This is a genomic window from Mesorhizobium sp. CA6 (assembly GCF_020165035.1).
Taxonomy (GTDB): Bacteria; Pseudomonadota; Alphaproteobacteria; order Rhizobiales; family Rhizobiaceae; genus Mesorhizobium.
On record NZ_JAIUHI010000003.1, the window covers coordinates 334,064 to 349,699 of the forward strand.

Here is a 15,636-nt window from a genome sequence, read left to right on the forward strand (position 1 = left end):
CCACGCCGGCGGGAGAGGCGAGATGGATATATTTCCGGAAGCGACCAACGCGGAGGAAACGCTCGATCCGCCGGATTGGGCCGATGTGGGAGAGCTCTCGCACCGAATCCTCGACGATGCCATCGCCTATCTCGAGGATGTCCGCAACCGGCCGGTCTGGCGCGAGATGCCGGCCGAGGTGCGGGCATTCTTCGGCGCACCTTTGCCGCGCTCGCCGGCGCCGGCGGCTGACGTCTATGACGACGTCGCCCGCAACGTGATGCCTTACCCGATGGGCAACATCCATCCGCGTTTCTGGTCCTGGTATATGGGATCCAGCAACTTCACCGGCGCGCTCGGCGATTTCCTGGCGGCGATCCAGGGCTCCAATCTCGGCGGCGGCAACCATGCCGCCGCACTGATGGACAGCCAGGTCGTCAACTGGATGAAGGAGATGGTCGGTTTCCCAGCCTCGGCCAGCGGCACCCTGGTCAGCGGCGGCTCGATGGCCAACATTATCGGACTGACCGTGGCGCGCAACGTCAAGGCAGGCGTCGACGTGCGCGAGCGGGGTGTCGGCGCCATGCCGAAGCCGTTGCGCTACTACGCCTCGGACCAGGTCCATTCCTGTCATCGCAAGGCTGTGGAGGCGCTCGGCCTCGGCAATCAGGCGCTGCGGCGCATCCAGACCGATGCCGGCTTGCGCATCGATATCGCCGCGCTCAAGGCGGCAATCGCGGAGGACCGCGAGGCGGGCTTCAGGCCGGCCTGCGTGATCGGCACCGCCGGCACCGTCAACGCCGGCGCGGTCGACGACCTGCGGGCGCTGGCGAGCGTGGCGGCCGAAGAGGCTCTCTGGTTCCATGTCGACGGCTGCATCGGCGCGCTCATCGCGATCGCACCTGAGAACCGATCGCTCGTCGCCGGCATCGAACAGGCGGATTCGATCGCACTCGATCCGCATAAATGGCTGCACGCGCCGTTCGAAGCCGGCTGCGCCCTGGTGCGGGACGCATCCCAGCACCGCAACACGTTTGCCGTGACGCCAGAATATCTGGAATCGACGCCGCGGGGCCTGGCCTCCGGAGAGTGGCTGCACGATTATGGGCTTCAAACGTCGCGCGGCTTCCGTGCGCTCAAGATCTGGATGGCGCTGAAGGAGCATGGCGTCGAGAAGTTCGGCCGCCTGATCGACCAGAACATCGCCCAGGCCCGCCACCTCACCCGTCTGATCGAGGCGGAGCCGGCGCTCGAACTGATGGCGCCAACCACCATCAACATCGTCAGCTTCCGCCACCGGCTGGATGGCGCGTCGGAGGAAAAGCTCAAGGCGTTCAACACCGAGATCATGCTGAGACTCCAGGAGGAGGGCATCGCGGCCTTGTCCGACACCACGGTGCAGGGCCGGCATTGCCTGAGGGTGGCAATCGCCAATCACCGCACGCGCCGGGACGATCTCGACCTGCTGGTGGCGGAGATGCTGAAGCTGGGACGGGAAATCGAGGCCGCGATACCGGTCTGAGGCACGCTCGGGAAGCTGTCTCAGCTTGCCGTCAGCGTGGCGCCCGGCAGATAGAGCATGATCGGCCGGATCTCGTAGACGGCGGTGGGGTTGACGCGCTTGAGGTCGCGCGCAGCGGCAATCGCCTCGTCCCGGATCGCGCAGTCGAGGACATAGAGGCCGAGCAACTGCTCCTTGGTTTCGGCGAAGGGACCGTCAATGACCATGCCTTCGCCGGGACCGCGCAGCGTCACCGCCTTGGCCGTGACGTCAAGCCTCGCCGCCGGCCCGAGCTTGCCCTCGCGCGTCAGCCTGTCGTTGACTTCGAGCAGGTCTTTCATCAATGCCGCATCCTCATCTGGCGACCAGGACTGCACGGTGTCTTCGACATGGTAGGCAAGGACGGCGTAGAACATGGGTGGATTTCCCTCGTAACCAGGCGGGCCGCACTATCACAAGGATGGTTCGACTGATCCAGTGGTGCCGGTGGCGGACATAGCCCACTCCTGACTCAAGCTGCCACCGGCAGCTTCAGCTCCGTCAACAAGCCGCCACCGGGGTAGTTGGAAAGATTGACCTCGCCACCGGCGCCGCGGGCGATGTTGCGGGCGATGGTGAGACCGAGGCCGAGGCCGCCGGTGGTGCGGTTGCGCGATTCCTCCAGCCGCACGAAGGAGCCGAACACCGCGTCCAGCTTCGCTTGCGGAATGCCGGGGCCTTCATCGCGGATCGACAGCGTGATCGTGTTGCCCGATCGGCGCACGCCGAGATGCGCCTTCTTGCCGTAAGTCACCGCGTTCTGGATAAGATTGGTGACGCAGCGCCGCAGCGCCACCGGCCGCGCGACGCAGATCAGGCCGCGCGACGGGACCACGCCTTCGTCGAAGGATGCGCCGTCGAAGGAATCCGCGACCGATTCCACCAGCGACCAGAAATCGATCCGCTCGGCCTTTTCCTCCGTCACCTCGAATTTGGCGAAGTCGATGACCGAGCTGGCGATGCTTTCGATGTCGGCGAGGTCGTGCGCCAGCGCCTCGCGCGCGGGCGACCTGCGCAATAGTTCGAGACGCAGGCGCATCCGGGTCAGCGGCGTGCGCAGATCATGCGCCAGCGCCGCCGCGAGATGCTCGCGGTCCTCGACATAATCGCGCAGCCGCATCTGCATGGCGTTTATCGCCTTTGCGGCGGCGCGGATCTCGCGGCTGCCGCTCTCGGCGATCGGCGGGCTTTTCAGGTCATTGCCGATGCGCGTCACCGCCGTTTCCATCATCCGGTAGGGCGCGGTCAGCCGGCGCAGCGACCAGATCGACATGATGATGATCAGGCCGGCGATCAGTGAGTAAAGCGGCAGGCTGTCGAGGCTCAGAATCGGTCCCGCCGGCGTGATCGGTTCGGTGAAATTCAGCCACTGCCCATCGGAAAAGCGCAGCGAGGCGGTCAGCTTATCGCTTTGCGCGAAATCCGCGGCCAAGACCAGCAGGTCGCGCTCGACCTGGCCGACATCCTTGTTCACCGCCTGCCCGTCTGGGACGTCGGCTTCCTGGGTGGCCGGATCGCGCCGCACGCGCGCGTCGGTCACGCCGAATTTCGACAGGCGGCCGACCAGGATGTCCTCAAGCTCGGCCAGCTCGTCATCGCCGGCGATCGAAGAGGTGACGGCGGGCGTGTCCGAAACCGTCAGCGCATAGGTCGAGTTGAACAGGCCGGACGCGGTCGCCTTGCGCTCTTCGGGCGTGGCGTCATGCATCAGCTGCACCAGCGAATAGGCGCGGTCGTTCAGCCGGTAGAGATCGACGACGCTGTTGGCGGCGGCGCGGTCGCGCGCCACGATGTAGAGCGTCGTCACCTGGCTGATCATGAGGCCGGCAATGACGATCAGCAGCACCCAGACTGGCAGGGTCTGCGGCAGGAAGCGTCTCATTCGGCCGTCGTCTCGGGCAGGAACTGATAGCCGCCGCTGCGCACGGTCAGGATCAGTTGGGGCGTTTTCGGATCGTCTTCCATCTTGCGGCGCAAGCGGCTCACCAGGATATCGACGCTGCGGTCGAAGCTGTAGCCGGTGTCGCCGCCGGACAGCTCGATCAGCTGCTCACGGGTAAGCACACGCTGGGCGCTCTTGACGAAGGTCTGCAGCAGGTTGAACTCCGCCATCGTCAGTTCCACCCGGACATCGTCGGGCGCCGTCAGGCGGCGGCGCGCGCAGTCCATGGTCCAGCCGGCAAAGCGGTAGATCTGCTTGATCGTGGGGCGACGCGGCTCGGCGCTGCCGTTGCGCCTCAGCACGGCGCGGATGCGGGCCAGAAGCTCGCGCGGATCGAAGGGCTTGGGCACGTAGTCGTCGGCGCCCATTTCCAGGCCCACCACGCGATCGGTCGTTTCCGTCACCGCGGTCAGCATGATGATGGGCGTGGTGTAATTGGCACGGATCTCGCGGCAAAGCTCAAGCCCGCTTTTGCCGGGCAGCATCACGTCGAGAATGATCAGGTCCACCGGCGTGCGGCGCAGGACCGCTTCCATCTCGGTGCCGTCCCCGGCAACCGTCGTGTGCAGCCCGCGCTTGTGGAAGAACTCCTGCAGCAGGTCGCGTATGCCCTTGTCGTCGTCGACGATCAGTATGTGCGCATCGGATTTCACTCGAAACCTATCATTCTCTTTGCCGGCTCTTGCTGGATATCCGTTCGAGACAACCCACACGATAGAATTCGGGCCACATCTTGGCCAGTGGCCGCGATCGCCGCGTGGGGCGGATTCCTCAGAAACAATCCAGAAACAAAATTCTACAGTTGAGAAAAACTGGTGAAAAATTTCAAGGGCATAAACGGTGCCGTGGCGGTCAGGTCATCGGCTGCGACGCAAGTTTCCGGAGTAACGGACAAGACCAATGCAGAGGTTCTGGATCAGCGTGATGGGTGCTTTGCTCAGCATATCGCTCATCACAGCCGCGGACGGCGCCTCCACCGCAAAGGTCGTCGCTCCGCTCACCCGGACCGAGCGCTGCACCAATCTGAGCCGTCAGGTTGACGAAGCTCTCGAAACCCATGCCGCGGCAACGCAGGTCACCGCGGCGAAAGCACTGCAAAGAAGGGGAAACCGGTTCTGCGCCAACAAGAAGCAGGCACAGGGAATCCGGATGCTCGCAAATGCTTTGAAGCTGCTTGGAGTGGCACCGATCGATCCCGTTCAGTGACACCCACCCAGACCCGCAAGAAAAAGGAAATGAAGCCATGAAGAAGTCCATCCTCTCCGCCCTCGGCCTCGGTGTTGCTCTCGCCTTCGCGATGCCGGCGCTCGGCAACGCCGCCGCCACGACGACGGCTGCCCCGGCTGCTTCGACCGCGACCACCACGGCTGCTCCGGCGGATAGCACGGCTGCGAAGCCGATGAAGAAGGTCGCTGCCAAGAAGGCCTGCAAAGTGACCGAGACGCACAAGTGCCCGGTCAAGAAGAAAGCGTCGGCTGCGAAGCCCGTTGCTGCGAAGCCGGCTGCCAAGAAGCCCTGATCCAGCGCTCTGCGCCACTAGACGAAGCCGCTCCGGTCGATTTCGGCAGGGGCGGCTTGCTTGCGGCAGGGAGCCCGAAACCAGCAGGTTTCCACCGCGCTCAAGTCCTATCCTTAACCCGATCGCAATGCCGGTGCTGTAGGACAGTCCGCATGAAGAAGCGGTTTTCGTCCCTGATGCGTTCGCTGACCCTCGGCGGCCTGATCGCCACCGCGGCGGCACGATCGTTGATCATCTTTACCGCAAGCCCTGTGCCGGATCCGGCCAGCGGCAGGACCGAGCCCGAGCTGTTCGCTCCGCTGATCTCTTCAAGCTTCGACTACATCACGCCGGCGCAGTCCTGGGTCCTGGTCCTGCTGACCGGTGCGACCGTGATCGGCTTTGTCGGCTGGATGTTCTTCGCCTTCGTCGAACGCGGCTCCGACATGGATGGCGGTGCAGGTTCCGGCAGATCGGGCACCGCGTTGCGCCGCCAGGGCCGTTGACCCTCCGGCAGTGATTCCCCACATAGGGCTGATGGTCCAAGCCGGCATTACCCGCGCGTGGAATTGGACGTATATTTGCTGCGTGACAGAATGAGAGCGAGAGAGCCCAGTTCTCGCTGGTGGATCCGATGCCCGAAACCGTCCTCAAACCCCGCACTAAGACGCAGCCGAAAATCGAGCGACCGAAGCTCTACAAGGTCATCCTCGTCAATGACGATTTCACGCCGCGCGAGTTCGTGGTGACGGTGCTCAAGGGCGAATTCAAGCTCAGTGAGGATCAGGCGCATCGCGTCATGATCACCGCGCATACGCGCGGCGTGTGCGTCGTCGCGGTGTTTACGCGCGATATCGCCGAGACCAAGGCGACGCGGGCGACCGACGCCGGGAAGGCCAAGGGCTATCCGCTGCTGTTCACCACAGAACCGGAAGAGTAGGGGCAGGCGCTTTCCCTTCTCCCCTTGTGGGAGAAGGTGGCCGCGAAGCGGCCGGATGAGGGGTGCTCCAGGAAACGCCGACGCCTCACTCCGCTGGAACACCCCTCATCCGTCTCGGCGCTGCGCGCCGATCCACCTTCTCCCACAAGGGGAGAAGGAAGAAGGTGGCGTCACCGCCCTTCGCGATACCACATCGAGCCGATGGCGAGCAGCAGCAGGCCGAGGCCGAGGAAGCCGCCGAACAGCGGCACGCGCGACACGGCCTTGAGCGTGCTGTCGTCGGTGGTGCGCAGGCCGATCCAGTCATCGCCCGACGCGGCCGCTGAAGAGCGGACGGGAACGATCGACGGCAGTGTCAAGCCGCCGGCGAGATTGCCGAGCGTCGACGACGGAGCCAGCCGCCGCACGCTGCCGCCGGTCGCCTCGGCGGGCGCCTTCAGCCGATCCTCGGTCGAGATCACGTCGGAAAATTCCGGCGCGTTGATCGGGCCGACATGGGCAAGCGCGGTAAGATCGCCATTGCCGATCTGGTAAAGGCCGATCTCGCCGGTCTGCAGGCTGCCGGTGAAAATGCCGGGTTCGGCTTTCTCGAGCTTCACCGCCACCGCCTTGCCGGACGGCGTGATGACCTGGGCGGGACCGGGATCATCGCTCATCGTCTGGCGGCGGATTTCGAGCATCATGCCGCGGCCGTCGGCGGTTAGCCGTTCTTCTTCCAGTTCAGGCTCCTTCATCAGCCAATGGGCGATGCGCCGGTAGAGCTGGACATGCGGGCCGCCGCCTTCGAAGCCGCGCGCCCACAGCCAACCCTGATCGGACAGGAGCATGCCGACACGACCTTCACCCTTGCGGTCGAGCAGGAGCAAGGGCCGATCGTCGGCGCCCTTCATGACCACTTCGCCTTCCGGATTCTTGACGCCGATGGTGCGGAACCAGCGGCTCCAATGCGGCGGCTCGCTTGCCGAACCGTCGAGCCCGCGCGTCACCGGGTGGCGCTGGCCGAGATCGGTCAGACGCGGATAGAAGGCCTTGTCCACCACTTCGCCGGTCGGCATGGCCGGCAGCGCGGCGTTGAGCGGCGTGCGGGCAATGGAGTTTTCGCCGGCATATTCGGGGCCGGCGGCAATCAGCAGCGCGCCGCCCTTTTCGACATATTCGGAGATGTAGTCGTAATAGAGGATCGGCAGCACGTCGCGGTGCTGGTAGCGGTCGAAGATGATCAGATCGAAATCCTTGATCTTCTCGACGAACAGCTCGCGCGTCGGGAAAGCGATCAGCGACAGCTCATTGATCGGCGTGCCGTCCTGCTTTTCCGGCGGGCGCAGAATGGTGAAGTGGACGAGATCGACCGACGCGTCCGACTTCAAAAGGTTGCGCCAGGTGCGCTCGCCGGCATGCGGTTCGCCGGAAACCAGGAGCACGCGCAGGTTCTCGCGGATGCCGTCGACCAGGGCAATCGCCCGGTTGTTGGCATCGGTCAGTTCGCCGGGTTCCCGATCGATGCCGAGCTGGACGATGTTGCGGCCGGCATTGGGTATGGTGACCGAGAGCTTCATCGGCTGGCCGACGGTCGCGTGCTCGACCGAGACCTGCTCGCCATTGACCGAGACGCGCACGTCCACCGGAGCACCATCGCCTTCCGTCGAGATGACGCGGTAGGTCATGTCGAGCGGCTTGCCGACGAGACCGAAGCGCGGCGCGTTCTCGAAGCGGATGCGGCGGTCCTTCTCATGCTCGTTGCCGGTGATCAGCGCATGCAGCGGCGCGTTGAACTCCGGCGCGCCGGCCGGCGCATCATGCACCTCGCCGTCGGTGATCATGACGGCACCGCCGATCCGCGACGGCGGCACGTCGCGGAAGACGCCTTCCAGCGCGCTGAACAGCCTGGTTTCGGTGCGCTCGTCGGCGGTTTCGGACTTGCCGGCCTCGACGACGCGGACATCGAACTGCTTGAAGCGGGCAAGACGCTGCTGCAGGCCGGTCAGCGCCTCGTCGGTCTGCTTGGTGCGGTCGCCGATGTCCTGGCTCTGGCTGCGGTCGACGACGAGGGCGACGACGCTCTTCAGCGCCTCGCGTTCCTCGGCGAGGAAAACGGGATTGAGCAATGAAGCGGCGAGCGCGAGCAGCGCGATGAAGCGCAATGCCGAGCCGCGCTGGCGGAACCACAGGCCGACCAGCGCCAGCAAGAGCAACGGCACGAAGAGCAGGCCGAAGAGCGGCCAGGAGAGAAGCGGTTCGAAGGAGATGGACCAGTTCATGATCTACTGCCCCAGCCGTTCGAGCAGCACCGGCACATGCACCTGATCGGATTTGTAGTTGCCGGTCAGCATATACATCATGATGTTGACGCCGGCACGCAGCGCGTAGATGCGCTGCATCGGATCGGGCGGCACGGTCGGCAGCATCGGATCGCCGTTCTCGTCGATGGCCCAGGCGCCGGCGAAATCATTGGCGGTGATCATGATCGGCGAGACGCCGTCGCCGGTGCGCACGGGGCGGTTCTCGGTGTTGCTGGCGTCCAGCGAGGCCTCGACCCAGAGCGGGCTGCCGTTGAAGCGGCCGGGGAACTCCGGAAGGATGAAGAAGGATTTGGTCAGCACGTGGTCCGACGGCACCGGCTCCAGCGGCGGCACGTTGAGATTGCCGAGGATGTCGCGCAGCCGCTCGGTCGCCGGGCTTGCCGAGCCGGCGCCGATGCCGTTCGAAAACTGGTCGCGCGTATCGAACAGAACCGTGCCGCCCTGCTGCATATAGGCGTCGATGCGGGCGATCGCCGCCTGGCTGGGCATAGGCGCCGTCGCATCGATCGGCCAATAGATCAGCGGGAAGAAGGACAGCTCGTCCTTGGCGATGTCGACGCCGGCCGGCGGGCCGGGCTCGAGCGCGGTCTTCTCGATGAGAAAACGGGTGAGGCCCTCGAGGCCGGCGCGGCTGATCGAATCGACGCCCGGCTCGCCGGTGATGACATAGGCGATGCGGGTTTTCGAAATATCCTCGATCGCCTGGGTGTCGCCGGGCTTGGAATCATCGGCGCGGGCAAGATCGGCATGGCCGAAGAGACCGCCCAGCACGACCAGAACGGCCGCGGCGGTCGCCGCCGTACCTGCGCGGCGCGGCCGGCGCGCCAGCAGTCCGCCCATCCAGAACACGGCCAAAGTGTCGAGCACCATCAACAGCAGCGCGATGGCGACCAGCGGCCCCTTCAGGTTCTCCGATTCATCGAAGGCATAGGGGATGGCTGTCACCGGCAGCGAAACCTGCGGACGGACCAGCGGCGTGAACGTGCTCGACGCATCGAGCAGATTATGTGCGAAGACGCCCGTCTCGGAGCCGTAAAGGCCGGGCGGATTCTCCAGCGTCACCGGCAGCGGACCGGCGCCGGGCACCAGCGGTCGGGCATCCGGCGAGGGCGGCGTCAGCATGCCGTCGGCGCTGATCATGCGGTAGGGCGCGAGCGACGCGGCGGCGGCTTCGGCATTGGCGATCGCGGCGCCCTGGTTGCGCGACAATTGCACGACACGCCGCAGCATTTCGACGAAGCTGCCGGAGATCGGCAGGTTCGACCAGGTCGCCTCGGGCGTGACATGGAAGAGCACCAGCGTGCCCTTGTCCTTCTTCATGCCCGTCACCAGCGGCGTGCCGTCGGCAAGCGTGGCCCAGGTACGCTCGACGATGTCGGGCGTCGGCTCGGCCAGGACCTGCCGGCTCACCGTCACCTCGGAGGGTGGGGAAAGATCGGCGAAGGGACCGCTCTTCGGGAATTCGGTCACCGCCTGCGGCGTCGTCCACGACAGCGCGCCGCCCAGCGCCCGCTCGCCGCTGCGCAGCCTGACCGGCAAAAGGTCGTCGTCATTGCCGGCCGCGGCAAGGCGGGGACCGGCAAAACGGACCAGCGTGCCGCCCTTGTCGACCCAGTCGACCAGCCGCTGCTTGACCTGCGCCGGGATGGTGCCGACATCGGCCATGATGATCATCGCCGGCTTCTGGTCGAGAAGCTGCGGAATGGCGTCGGCGAGATCGGCGCTCGACGGCTCGACCAGGTCGGCAAAGGGCTGCAGGGCGCGGCGAATGTAATAGAGCGGCGACAGAAGCGGCTGCGCCTGGTCGGCCTCGGCCTGCGACAGAAGGCCGACACGGCGGCGTTTGGAGCTCTCGTCCAGCACGCGCACGGCGCCGGCCTGGTGCTCGCCGTCGAGCGCGATCGAAGCGAAGTCGTTGCGCAGCTCGAAGGGAACCGCCATCGTCCCCGTGGCGGTGGCTTCGCCCGGCGCGAAGGTCAGCGTCGCATCGGCGATGCGGCGGCCCTTGTCATCGAAGGCGCCAGCGGTGACCTGCGCCGGCGCCGGATTGCCCGGCGCGCGAATGGCGCTCAAAGCGAAACCATCGACCTGGTTGTCGGCGCCGATCAGGCCGGTCACGGAAGGCCGGTCGGACGTGGCCCAGACCAGCCGTGTCGCATTCTTTTCGAGCAGCGTCTTGAAAGCGGCCTCGTCGCCTTTGGCGGCAAGCCCATCGGCGAGCACCGCGACGCTGGCACCCGGCAGGCGCTCCAACGCGGCGGCGACGCGGGCGTAGACGGCGGGCCTGTCGGTAGGAATCGGCCGCGGCTTGGCGGCGCGCAGGTGATCGAGCGCGGCCGAAGCGTCGAAAGGGCCGATCTCGGCATTGGGCTTCTCGGCGGTGAAGGCGATGACGACCGGCACGCCGTTCGAGCCGGCGTCGGCGATCAGCCGCTCGGCGGTGGCGACTCGCTTGTTCCAGTCGGCGGCGCTCGCCCAGCCATTGTCGACGACAAGCGCCAGGGCGGCGCCCTCCGCCGGCAGTTTTTCGCGCGGGTTGAAGACCGGCTCGGCCAGCGCCATCACGATGAGCGCCGCCATCAGCAACCGAAGCAGCGTCAGCCACCACGGGCTTTGCTGCGGGGTTTCTTCGCGCCTCAGGACCCGTGCGAGGATTCTCAGCGGCGGAAAAACTTCCGTTTGCGGCCTGGGCGGGGTGAGCCGCAGCAGCCACCAGATCACCGGCAGGGCCAGAAGGCCCCACAGCACCATGGGCGCCCCGAACGAAAGCGGCAGCCAGCTCATGCGACCGCCCTTCCGAAATTGGTGCCGTCGGCGGTCATCGCCAGGTGGACGCGCACCAGCGCCTCGGAGGCGAGGCGGTCGGTGTGGTTGACGGTGTAGCTCCAGCCGAGACGCTTGCACCAGGCGGCCAGTTCGTCGCGGCGGGCCCGGTAAAGCAGGCGATATTCCTCGGCCAGCATCTCGGCGCGGCCGGCGGTCAGCTTGTCGCCGGTCTCGGGATCGGTGAACTCGGTGCGGCCGGCATAGGGGAAGGTTTCCTCGGCCGGATCGGCCACCTCGATCAGATGCGCGCGCACGCCGTGGCGGGCGAGCACGTCGAGCCAGGCCATGGTTTCCTCGACCGGATCGAGGAAATCGCTGACCAGCACGATGTCGCAGAAACGGCGGATGGCCGACAGATCGGGCTTGGCCGGAAGCGCGGCGGCGTGGCTGAGCTGGGCGGCGATCCGCTCGGCGCCGTTGCGGGCGGTGAACGGATCCGTCAGGCCCGGCCAGGCGATGCGCTCGCCGCTGCGCGACAAGAGCTCGGCCAAGGCGAGCGCCAGCACCAGCGCGCGCGATTGCTTGGAGACGCTTGCCGCGGCGGATTTGTAGAGCATGGAAGGCGAGGGGTCGGCCCAGAGCCAGACGGTGTGCGCGGCTTCCCATTCGCGGTCGCGCACATAAGTATGGTCGTCTCTCGCGGAGCGGCGCCAGTCGATGCGCGAGGAATCGCCTTCCACATAGGGCCGGAACTGCCAGAAGTTCTCGCCGATGCCGCGCTTGCGGCGGCCATGCCAGCCGGCGATCACCGTGTTGACGATACGGCGCGCCTCGACCAGCAGGTCCGGCACCAATGAAGCCCGCAACCGGCCACGGGCGAGCGCGTCGCGCGTCGCAACCGGTGCCTGGACCTCGCCTATTCGACCCATCAGATGCCTTTTGCCAGCTTCGCCACCACGTCGCGCACGGAAGTGCCTTCGGCGCGGGCGGCGAAAGTCAGCGCCATGCGATGCTGCAGCACCGGTTCGGCCAAGGCGCGAACGTCGTCGACCGAGGGCGCCAACCTGCCATCATATAGGGCGCGGGCGCGGGCGCACAGGGTGAGCGCCTGGCTGGCGCGGGGACCTGGCCCCCAGGCGACGTGCTTGTCCGTCTCGGCATTGCCCTGGCCTGGCCGGGCCGAACGCACCAGCTTGAGGATCGCCTCGACGACGCTTTCCGGCACCGGCATGCGTCGGATCAGCGTCTGGATTTCCCTCAGCCGTGCCGGCTGCAGCACATTGTCGGCCTTGGCTTCGTCGACGCCGGTGGTTTCGAGCAGGATACGGCGTTCCGCCTCGATCTCGGGATAGAAGATGTCGACCTGCATCAGAAAGCGGTCGAGCTGAGCCTCCGGCAGCGGGTAGGTGCCTTCCTGTTCCAGCGGGTTCTGCGTCGCCAGCACGTGGAAGGGCGCGGGCAGGTCGTGGCGGGCGCCGGCGATGGTGACGTGATATTCCTGCATGGCCTGCAGCAGCGCCGATTGTGTGCGCGGCGAAGCGCGGTTGATCTCGTCGGCCATCAGCAATTGCGTGAAGATCGGCCCGGAAATGAAGCGGAAGGAGCGCTTGCCGAACTCGTCCTGCTCCATCACCTCGGAGCCGAGAATGTCCGACGGCATCAGGTCGGGCGTGAACTGGACGCGGCGCGAATCGAGGCCGAGCACGATGCCTAGTGTCTCGACCAGCTTGGTCTTGGCGAGGCCCGGCACGCCGACCAGCAGCGCATGACCGCCGGCCAGCAGAGCCACCAGCGAGCGCTCGACGACCGCCTCCTGGCCGAAGATCACCCTGCCGACCGCGTCGCGGATCCTGGAGATATCGGCCAGCGCCTTTTCGGCTTCCTCGATCATCGCTTTTTCGCCGATCGGGCTTTCCTTGATCATCACGCTCATGCCGTTCGATCCTTGTGGTTGGAAATGCCGGCCTGCACTCTCGATGCCGCAGAATGCCGCGATTCGGCCTCACCTGGCGCCTGTAATTGAACTTAAATCACAGACTCGGGCGGACAAGGCTGACAATCGGGACAACAGTGACTATTTCGTGACCATGGCCGAACGCAGCGAACATCGTGAACAAACGCCCGACGAACAGAGCGCTGGCGAGCACAGCTTGAGCAAACAGAGCCTGATCGGCGCCACAGAGGCGCGCGGCCTTGAGGCGCTGATCTCCCGCGCGGCCCGGGCCGGCAAGGGGCCGGCGCCGGTCGAGCGCTGGAATCCGGAGTTCTGCGGCGACCTCGACATGGAGATCAAGGCCGACGGGACCTGGTTCTATCTCGGCACGCCGATCGGCCGCATGCCGCTGGTGCAGCTCTTTTCCAGCGTGTTGCGCAAGGATGCCGACGGCAAGACCTATCTGGTGACGCCGGTCGAGCGGGTTGGGATCCGCGTCGTCGACGCGCCCTTCATCGCCGTCGAAATGAACGTGTCCGGGAGCGGGAACGACCAGGTCGTCACCTTCCGCACGAATGTCGGCGATGTCGTCGCCGCCGGCCCCGGCCATGCGCTGCGCTTCGTCGACGAGGACGAAACCGGCGGACTGAAACCCTATGTGCTTGTGCGCGGACGACTGGAAGCGCTGTTGGCGCGTCCGGTGATGTATGAGTTGGTCGAGCATGGCGAGGAGATCGACATCGGCGGCAAGGCGATGTTCGCCATTCGCTCGGGCGGAGAGGTCTATCCGATCATGCCGGCCGAGAAACTGAAGCGGCTGAGCGCGTGATGGACCAGGTTACGCCGGCGGCGTTTTCGGTCGCGGATTTTCGGGCGCGCGTCGCGGCGCAAGCGGCGATCGTCCCCGGCGACGAATTCGGCGATCATCGCTTCAATCCCGGCCATCCCAGGCTCAAACACATCAAGCCGCTGCGCGACGCGGCGGTGCTGATTCCCGTGGTCGACCGCGCCGAGGGCGCCATGGTGCTGCTCACCAAGCGCGCCGAGAAACTGCGCAGCCATTCCGGCCAGGTGGCCTTTCCAGGCGGCACGATCGATGCGACCGATGCAAGCCCCGAGGCAACCGCTTTGCGCGAGACCTTCGAGGAGATCGGCCTCGAACGGGATTTCGTCGAGATCATCGGCCGCATGCCCGACTACGTCGCCGGCAGCGGCTACCGCATCGTGCCGGTGCTTGCCATCGTGCGCCAGGGTTTTTCGCTGACGCTCAATGCCGATGAGGTCGACGCGGCTTTCGAGGTGCCCCTGAGTTTCCTGATGGATCCGGCCAACCACGCGCGCGACAGCCGCATGTGGAACGAGCTCGAATGGTTCTTCTACGAGATGCCCTATGGCGGCCAGCGTATCTGGGGCGTCACCGCCGGCATCATCCGCACGCTCTATGAAAGGCTTTATGGTTGACCGCTGAGGCGTCACTCTCGGGCAAGGCCGATTGGCTGGCCGACAAGCATCTGCAGAAGCTTCTTGCCGCGCTGAAGCAGGGCGGCGAGGAAGCGCGTGTCGCCGGCGGCGCGGTGCGCAATGCGCTGATCGGCCAGCCGGTCGCCGACATCGACATCGCCGCGACCACCGTGCCCGAGGAAACGGTCCGGCGCGCGGAGGCGGCCGGTTTCAAGACGGTGCCGACAGGCATCGAGCATGGCACGATCACGGTGATCGCCGGCGGCAAGCCTTATGAGGTGACGACGCTCAGGGCCGATGTCGAGACCGACGGCCGGCGGGCAAAGGTGATCTTCGGGCGCGATTGGAAAGCGGACGCCGAGCGGCGCGACTTCACCATCAACGCGCTCTACGCCGAAGCGGACGGCACGGTCGTCGATCTCGTCGGCGGCGTCGCCGATATAGGGGGGAGGCGGCTGCGTTTCATCGGCGACGCGGAGGCGCGCATCCGCGAGGATTATCTGCGCATCCTGCGCTTTTTCCGTTTCTTTGCCTGGTATGGCGACGGACGGCCGGACGCGGAAGGGCTGAAGGCCTGTGCCAGGCTGAAGGACGGACTTGCCCGGCTTTCGGCCGAACGCGTCTGGTCCGAGCTGAAGAAGCTGCTGTCGGCTCCAGATCCCTCGCGCGCGCTCTTATGGATGCGCCAGGCAGGCGTGCTCACCGCCGTGCTGCCGGAAAGCGAGAAGTGGGGCATCGACGCCATCCATGGCCTGGTCAAAACTGGAAAAGATCTCGGCTGGGCCGCCGATCCTGTGCTGAGGCTGGAGGCGATCGTCCCGCCCGATGCCGTGCGCATGAAGACGCTTGGCGAGCGGCTGCGATTGTCGAACGACGAGGCCGGCCGCCTGCGGCATTGGGCACTGACCATCGCGCCGGATGCCAAGGCGACAGAGACCGAGCTGGCCAAGAAACTCTATTACGGCGACCGCAACGGCTATATCGACCGCATTCGGCTGGCGCTTGCCGCCGCGCGGACACGCGCAGTCGAGGACAATCAGGCGATGATGGAAGCCGGCGGCTTTTCACGCCTGCTCAATTTCACGCTGAGATGGGAAAAGCCGGTGTTTCCGATAAAAGGCGCCGACCTGACCGCGCTTGGCGCATCGCCGGGACCGAAGCTCGGCGCCACGCTGAAGAACCTCGAGAAGGAATGGGTCGAGTCCGGCTTCACCCTGGAACGCGGCGCGCTGGTGGAACGCGCCGCGCAGGCGCTGGAGAGCTAGACGAGCCGGAAC

Annotated in this window: 15 protein-coding genes; 8 read left to right on the forward strand and 7 right to left on the reverse strand. The window is 65.9% G+C overall.

Annotated elements, in window-relative coordinates; translation table 11 throughout:
* Positions 1–22: 22 nt before the first annotated feature.
* Entirely contained in the window at positions 23–1,501 is a 1,479-nt protein-coding gene (locus LB526_RS06015; RefSeq protein ID WP_224524567.1) for a pyridoxal phosphate-dependent decarboxylase family protein, read from the forward strand.
* 20 nt (positions 1,502–1,521) lie between these two features.
* On the opposite strand, the gene LB526_RS06020 is transcribed toward LB526_RS06015, so the two are convergent.
* From LB526_RS06020 to LB526_RS06030, 3 genes are all read right to left on the reverse strand, one after another.
* Positions 1,522–1,896, reverse strand: coding sequence for a YciI family protein (locus LB526_RS06020; protein WP_224626796.1), 375 nt, complete (start codon positions 1,894–1,896; stop codon positions 1,522–1,524).
* Between the two features lie 95 nt (positions 1,897–1,991).
* Positions 1,992–3,401 carry an ATP-binding protein gene (locus tag LB526_RS06025; protein WP_224524573.1) on the reverse strand — a complete coding sequence of 470 codons (1,410 nt, stop codon included), beginning with the start codon at positions 3,399–3,401 and terminating at the stop codon, positions 1,992–1,994.
* Positions 3,398–4,114 (reverse strand): response regulator, encoded by a 717-nt coding sequence (locus LB526_RS06030; RefSeq protein ID WP_224626798.1) that lies wholly within the window; start codon positions 4,112–4,114, stop codon positions 3,398–3,400. Before LB526_RS06030 ends, LB526_RS06025 begins: the two co-directional genes overlap by 4 nt.
* 247 nt (positions 4,115–4,361) lie before the next feature.
* Between LB526_RS06030 and LB526_RS06035 the strand changes: the two genes are divergently transcribed.
* From LB526_RS06035 to clpS, 4 genes are all read left to right on the forward strand, one after another.
* Entirely contained in the window at positions 4,362–4,667 is a 306-nt protein-coding gene (locus LB526_RS06035) for a hypothetical protein (RefSeq protein ID WP_095766486.1), read from the forward strand.
* A 37-nt stretch (positions 4,668–4,704) separates the two neighbouring features.
* Positions 4,705–4,980 (forward strand): hypothetical protein, encoded by a 276-nt coding sequence (locus tag LB526_RS06040; RefSeq protein WP_140838736.1) that lies wholly within the window; start codon positions 4,705–4,707, stop codon positions 4,978–4,980.
* A 152-nt stretch (positions 4,981–5,132) separates the two neighbouring features.
* Entirely contained in the window at positions 5,133–5,465 is a 333-nt protein-coding gene (locus tag LB526_RS06045; protein ID WP_224524580.1) for a hypothetical protein, read from the forward strand.
* Positions 5,466–5,593: 128 nt separating this feature from the next.
* Positions 5,594–5,899 (forward strand): ATP-dependent Clp protease adapter ClpS, encoded by a 306-nt coding sequence (clpS, locus tag LB526_RS06050; protein WP_224524583.1) that lies wholly within the window; start codon positions 5,594–5,596, stop codon positions 5,897–5,899.
* A 170-nt stretch (positions 5,900–6,069) separates the two neighbouring features.
* On the opposite strand, the gene LB526_RS06055 is transcribed toward clpS, so the two are convergent.
* The 4 genes from LB526_RS06055 to LB526_RS06070 are packed head-to-tail and all read right to left on the reverse strand — an operon-like array spanning position 6,070 to position 12,898.
* On the reverse strand, positions 6,070–8,157 hold the full coding sequence (locus tag LB526_RS06055) for a hypothetical protein (RefSeq protein ID WP_224626800.1): 2,088 nt from the start codon (positions 8,155–8,157) through the stop codon (positions 6,070–6,072).
* 3 nt (positions 8,158–8,160) lie between these two features.
* Positions 8,161–10,983, reverse strand: coding sequence for a DUF4159 domain-containing protein (locus LB526_RS06060; RefSeq protein WP_224524589.1), 2,823 nt, complete (start codon positions 10,981–10,983; stop codon positions 8,161–8,163).
* Positions 10,980–11,894: a DUF58 domain-containing protein gene (locus tag LB526_RS06065; RefSeq protein WP_095766492.1), complete on the reverse strand. Its 915-nt coding sequence runs from the start codon at positions 11,892–11,894 to the stop codon at positions 10,980–10,982. Before LB526_RS06065 ends, LB526_RS06060 begins: the two co-directional genes overlap by 4 nt.
* Complete coding sequence (locus LB526_RS06070; protein WP_224626802.1) at positions 11,894–12,898, reverse strand: AAA family ATPase; 1,005 nt, start codon at positions 12,896–12,898, stop codon at positions 11,894–11,896. Before LB526_RS06070 ends, LB526_RS06065 begins: the two co-directional genes overlap by 1 nt.
* A 154-nt stretch (positions 12,899–13,052) precedes the next feature.
* Between LB526_RS06070 and LB526_RS06075 the strand changes: the two genes are divergently transcribed.
* From LB526_RS06075 to LB526_RS06085, 3 genes are read left to right on the forward strand one after another with little or no spacing between them, the layout of a single operon-like run.
* Positions 13,053–13,727: a DUF1285 domain-containing protein gene (locus LB526_RS06075; protein ID WP_411908999.1), complete on the forward strand. Its 675-nt coding sequence runs from the start codon at positions 13,053–13,055 to the stop codon at positions 13,725–13,727.
* Entirely contained in the window at positions 13,727–14,359 is a 633-nt protein-coding gene (locus tag LB526_RS06080; RefSeq protein WP_140838715.1) for a CoA pyrophosphatase, read from the forward strand. The genes LB526_RS06075 and LB526_RS06080 overlap by 1 nt, the downstream gene beginning before the upstream one ends.
* A complete protein-coding gene (locus tag LB526_RS06085; protein WP_224626804.1) occupies positions 14,356–15,624 on the forward strand; it encodes a CCA tRNA nucleotidyltransferase in 1,269 nt (422 codons plus the stop codon). The genes LB526_RS06080 and LB526_RS06085 overlap by 4 nt, the downstream gene beginning before the upstream one ends.
* Positions 15,625–15,636: the final 12 nt, after the last annotated feature.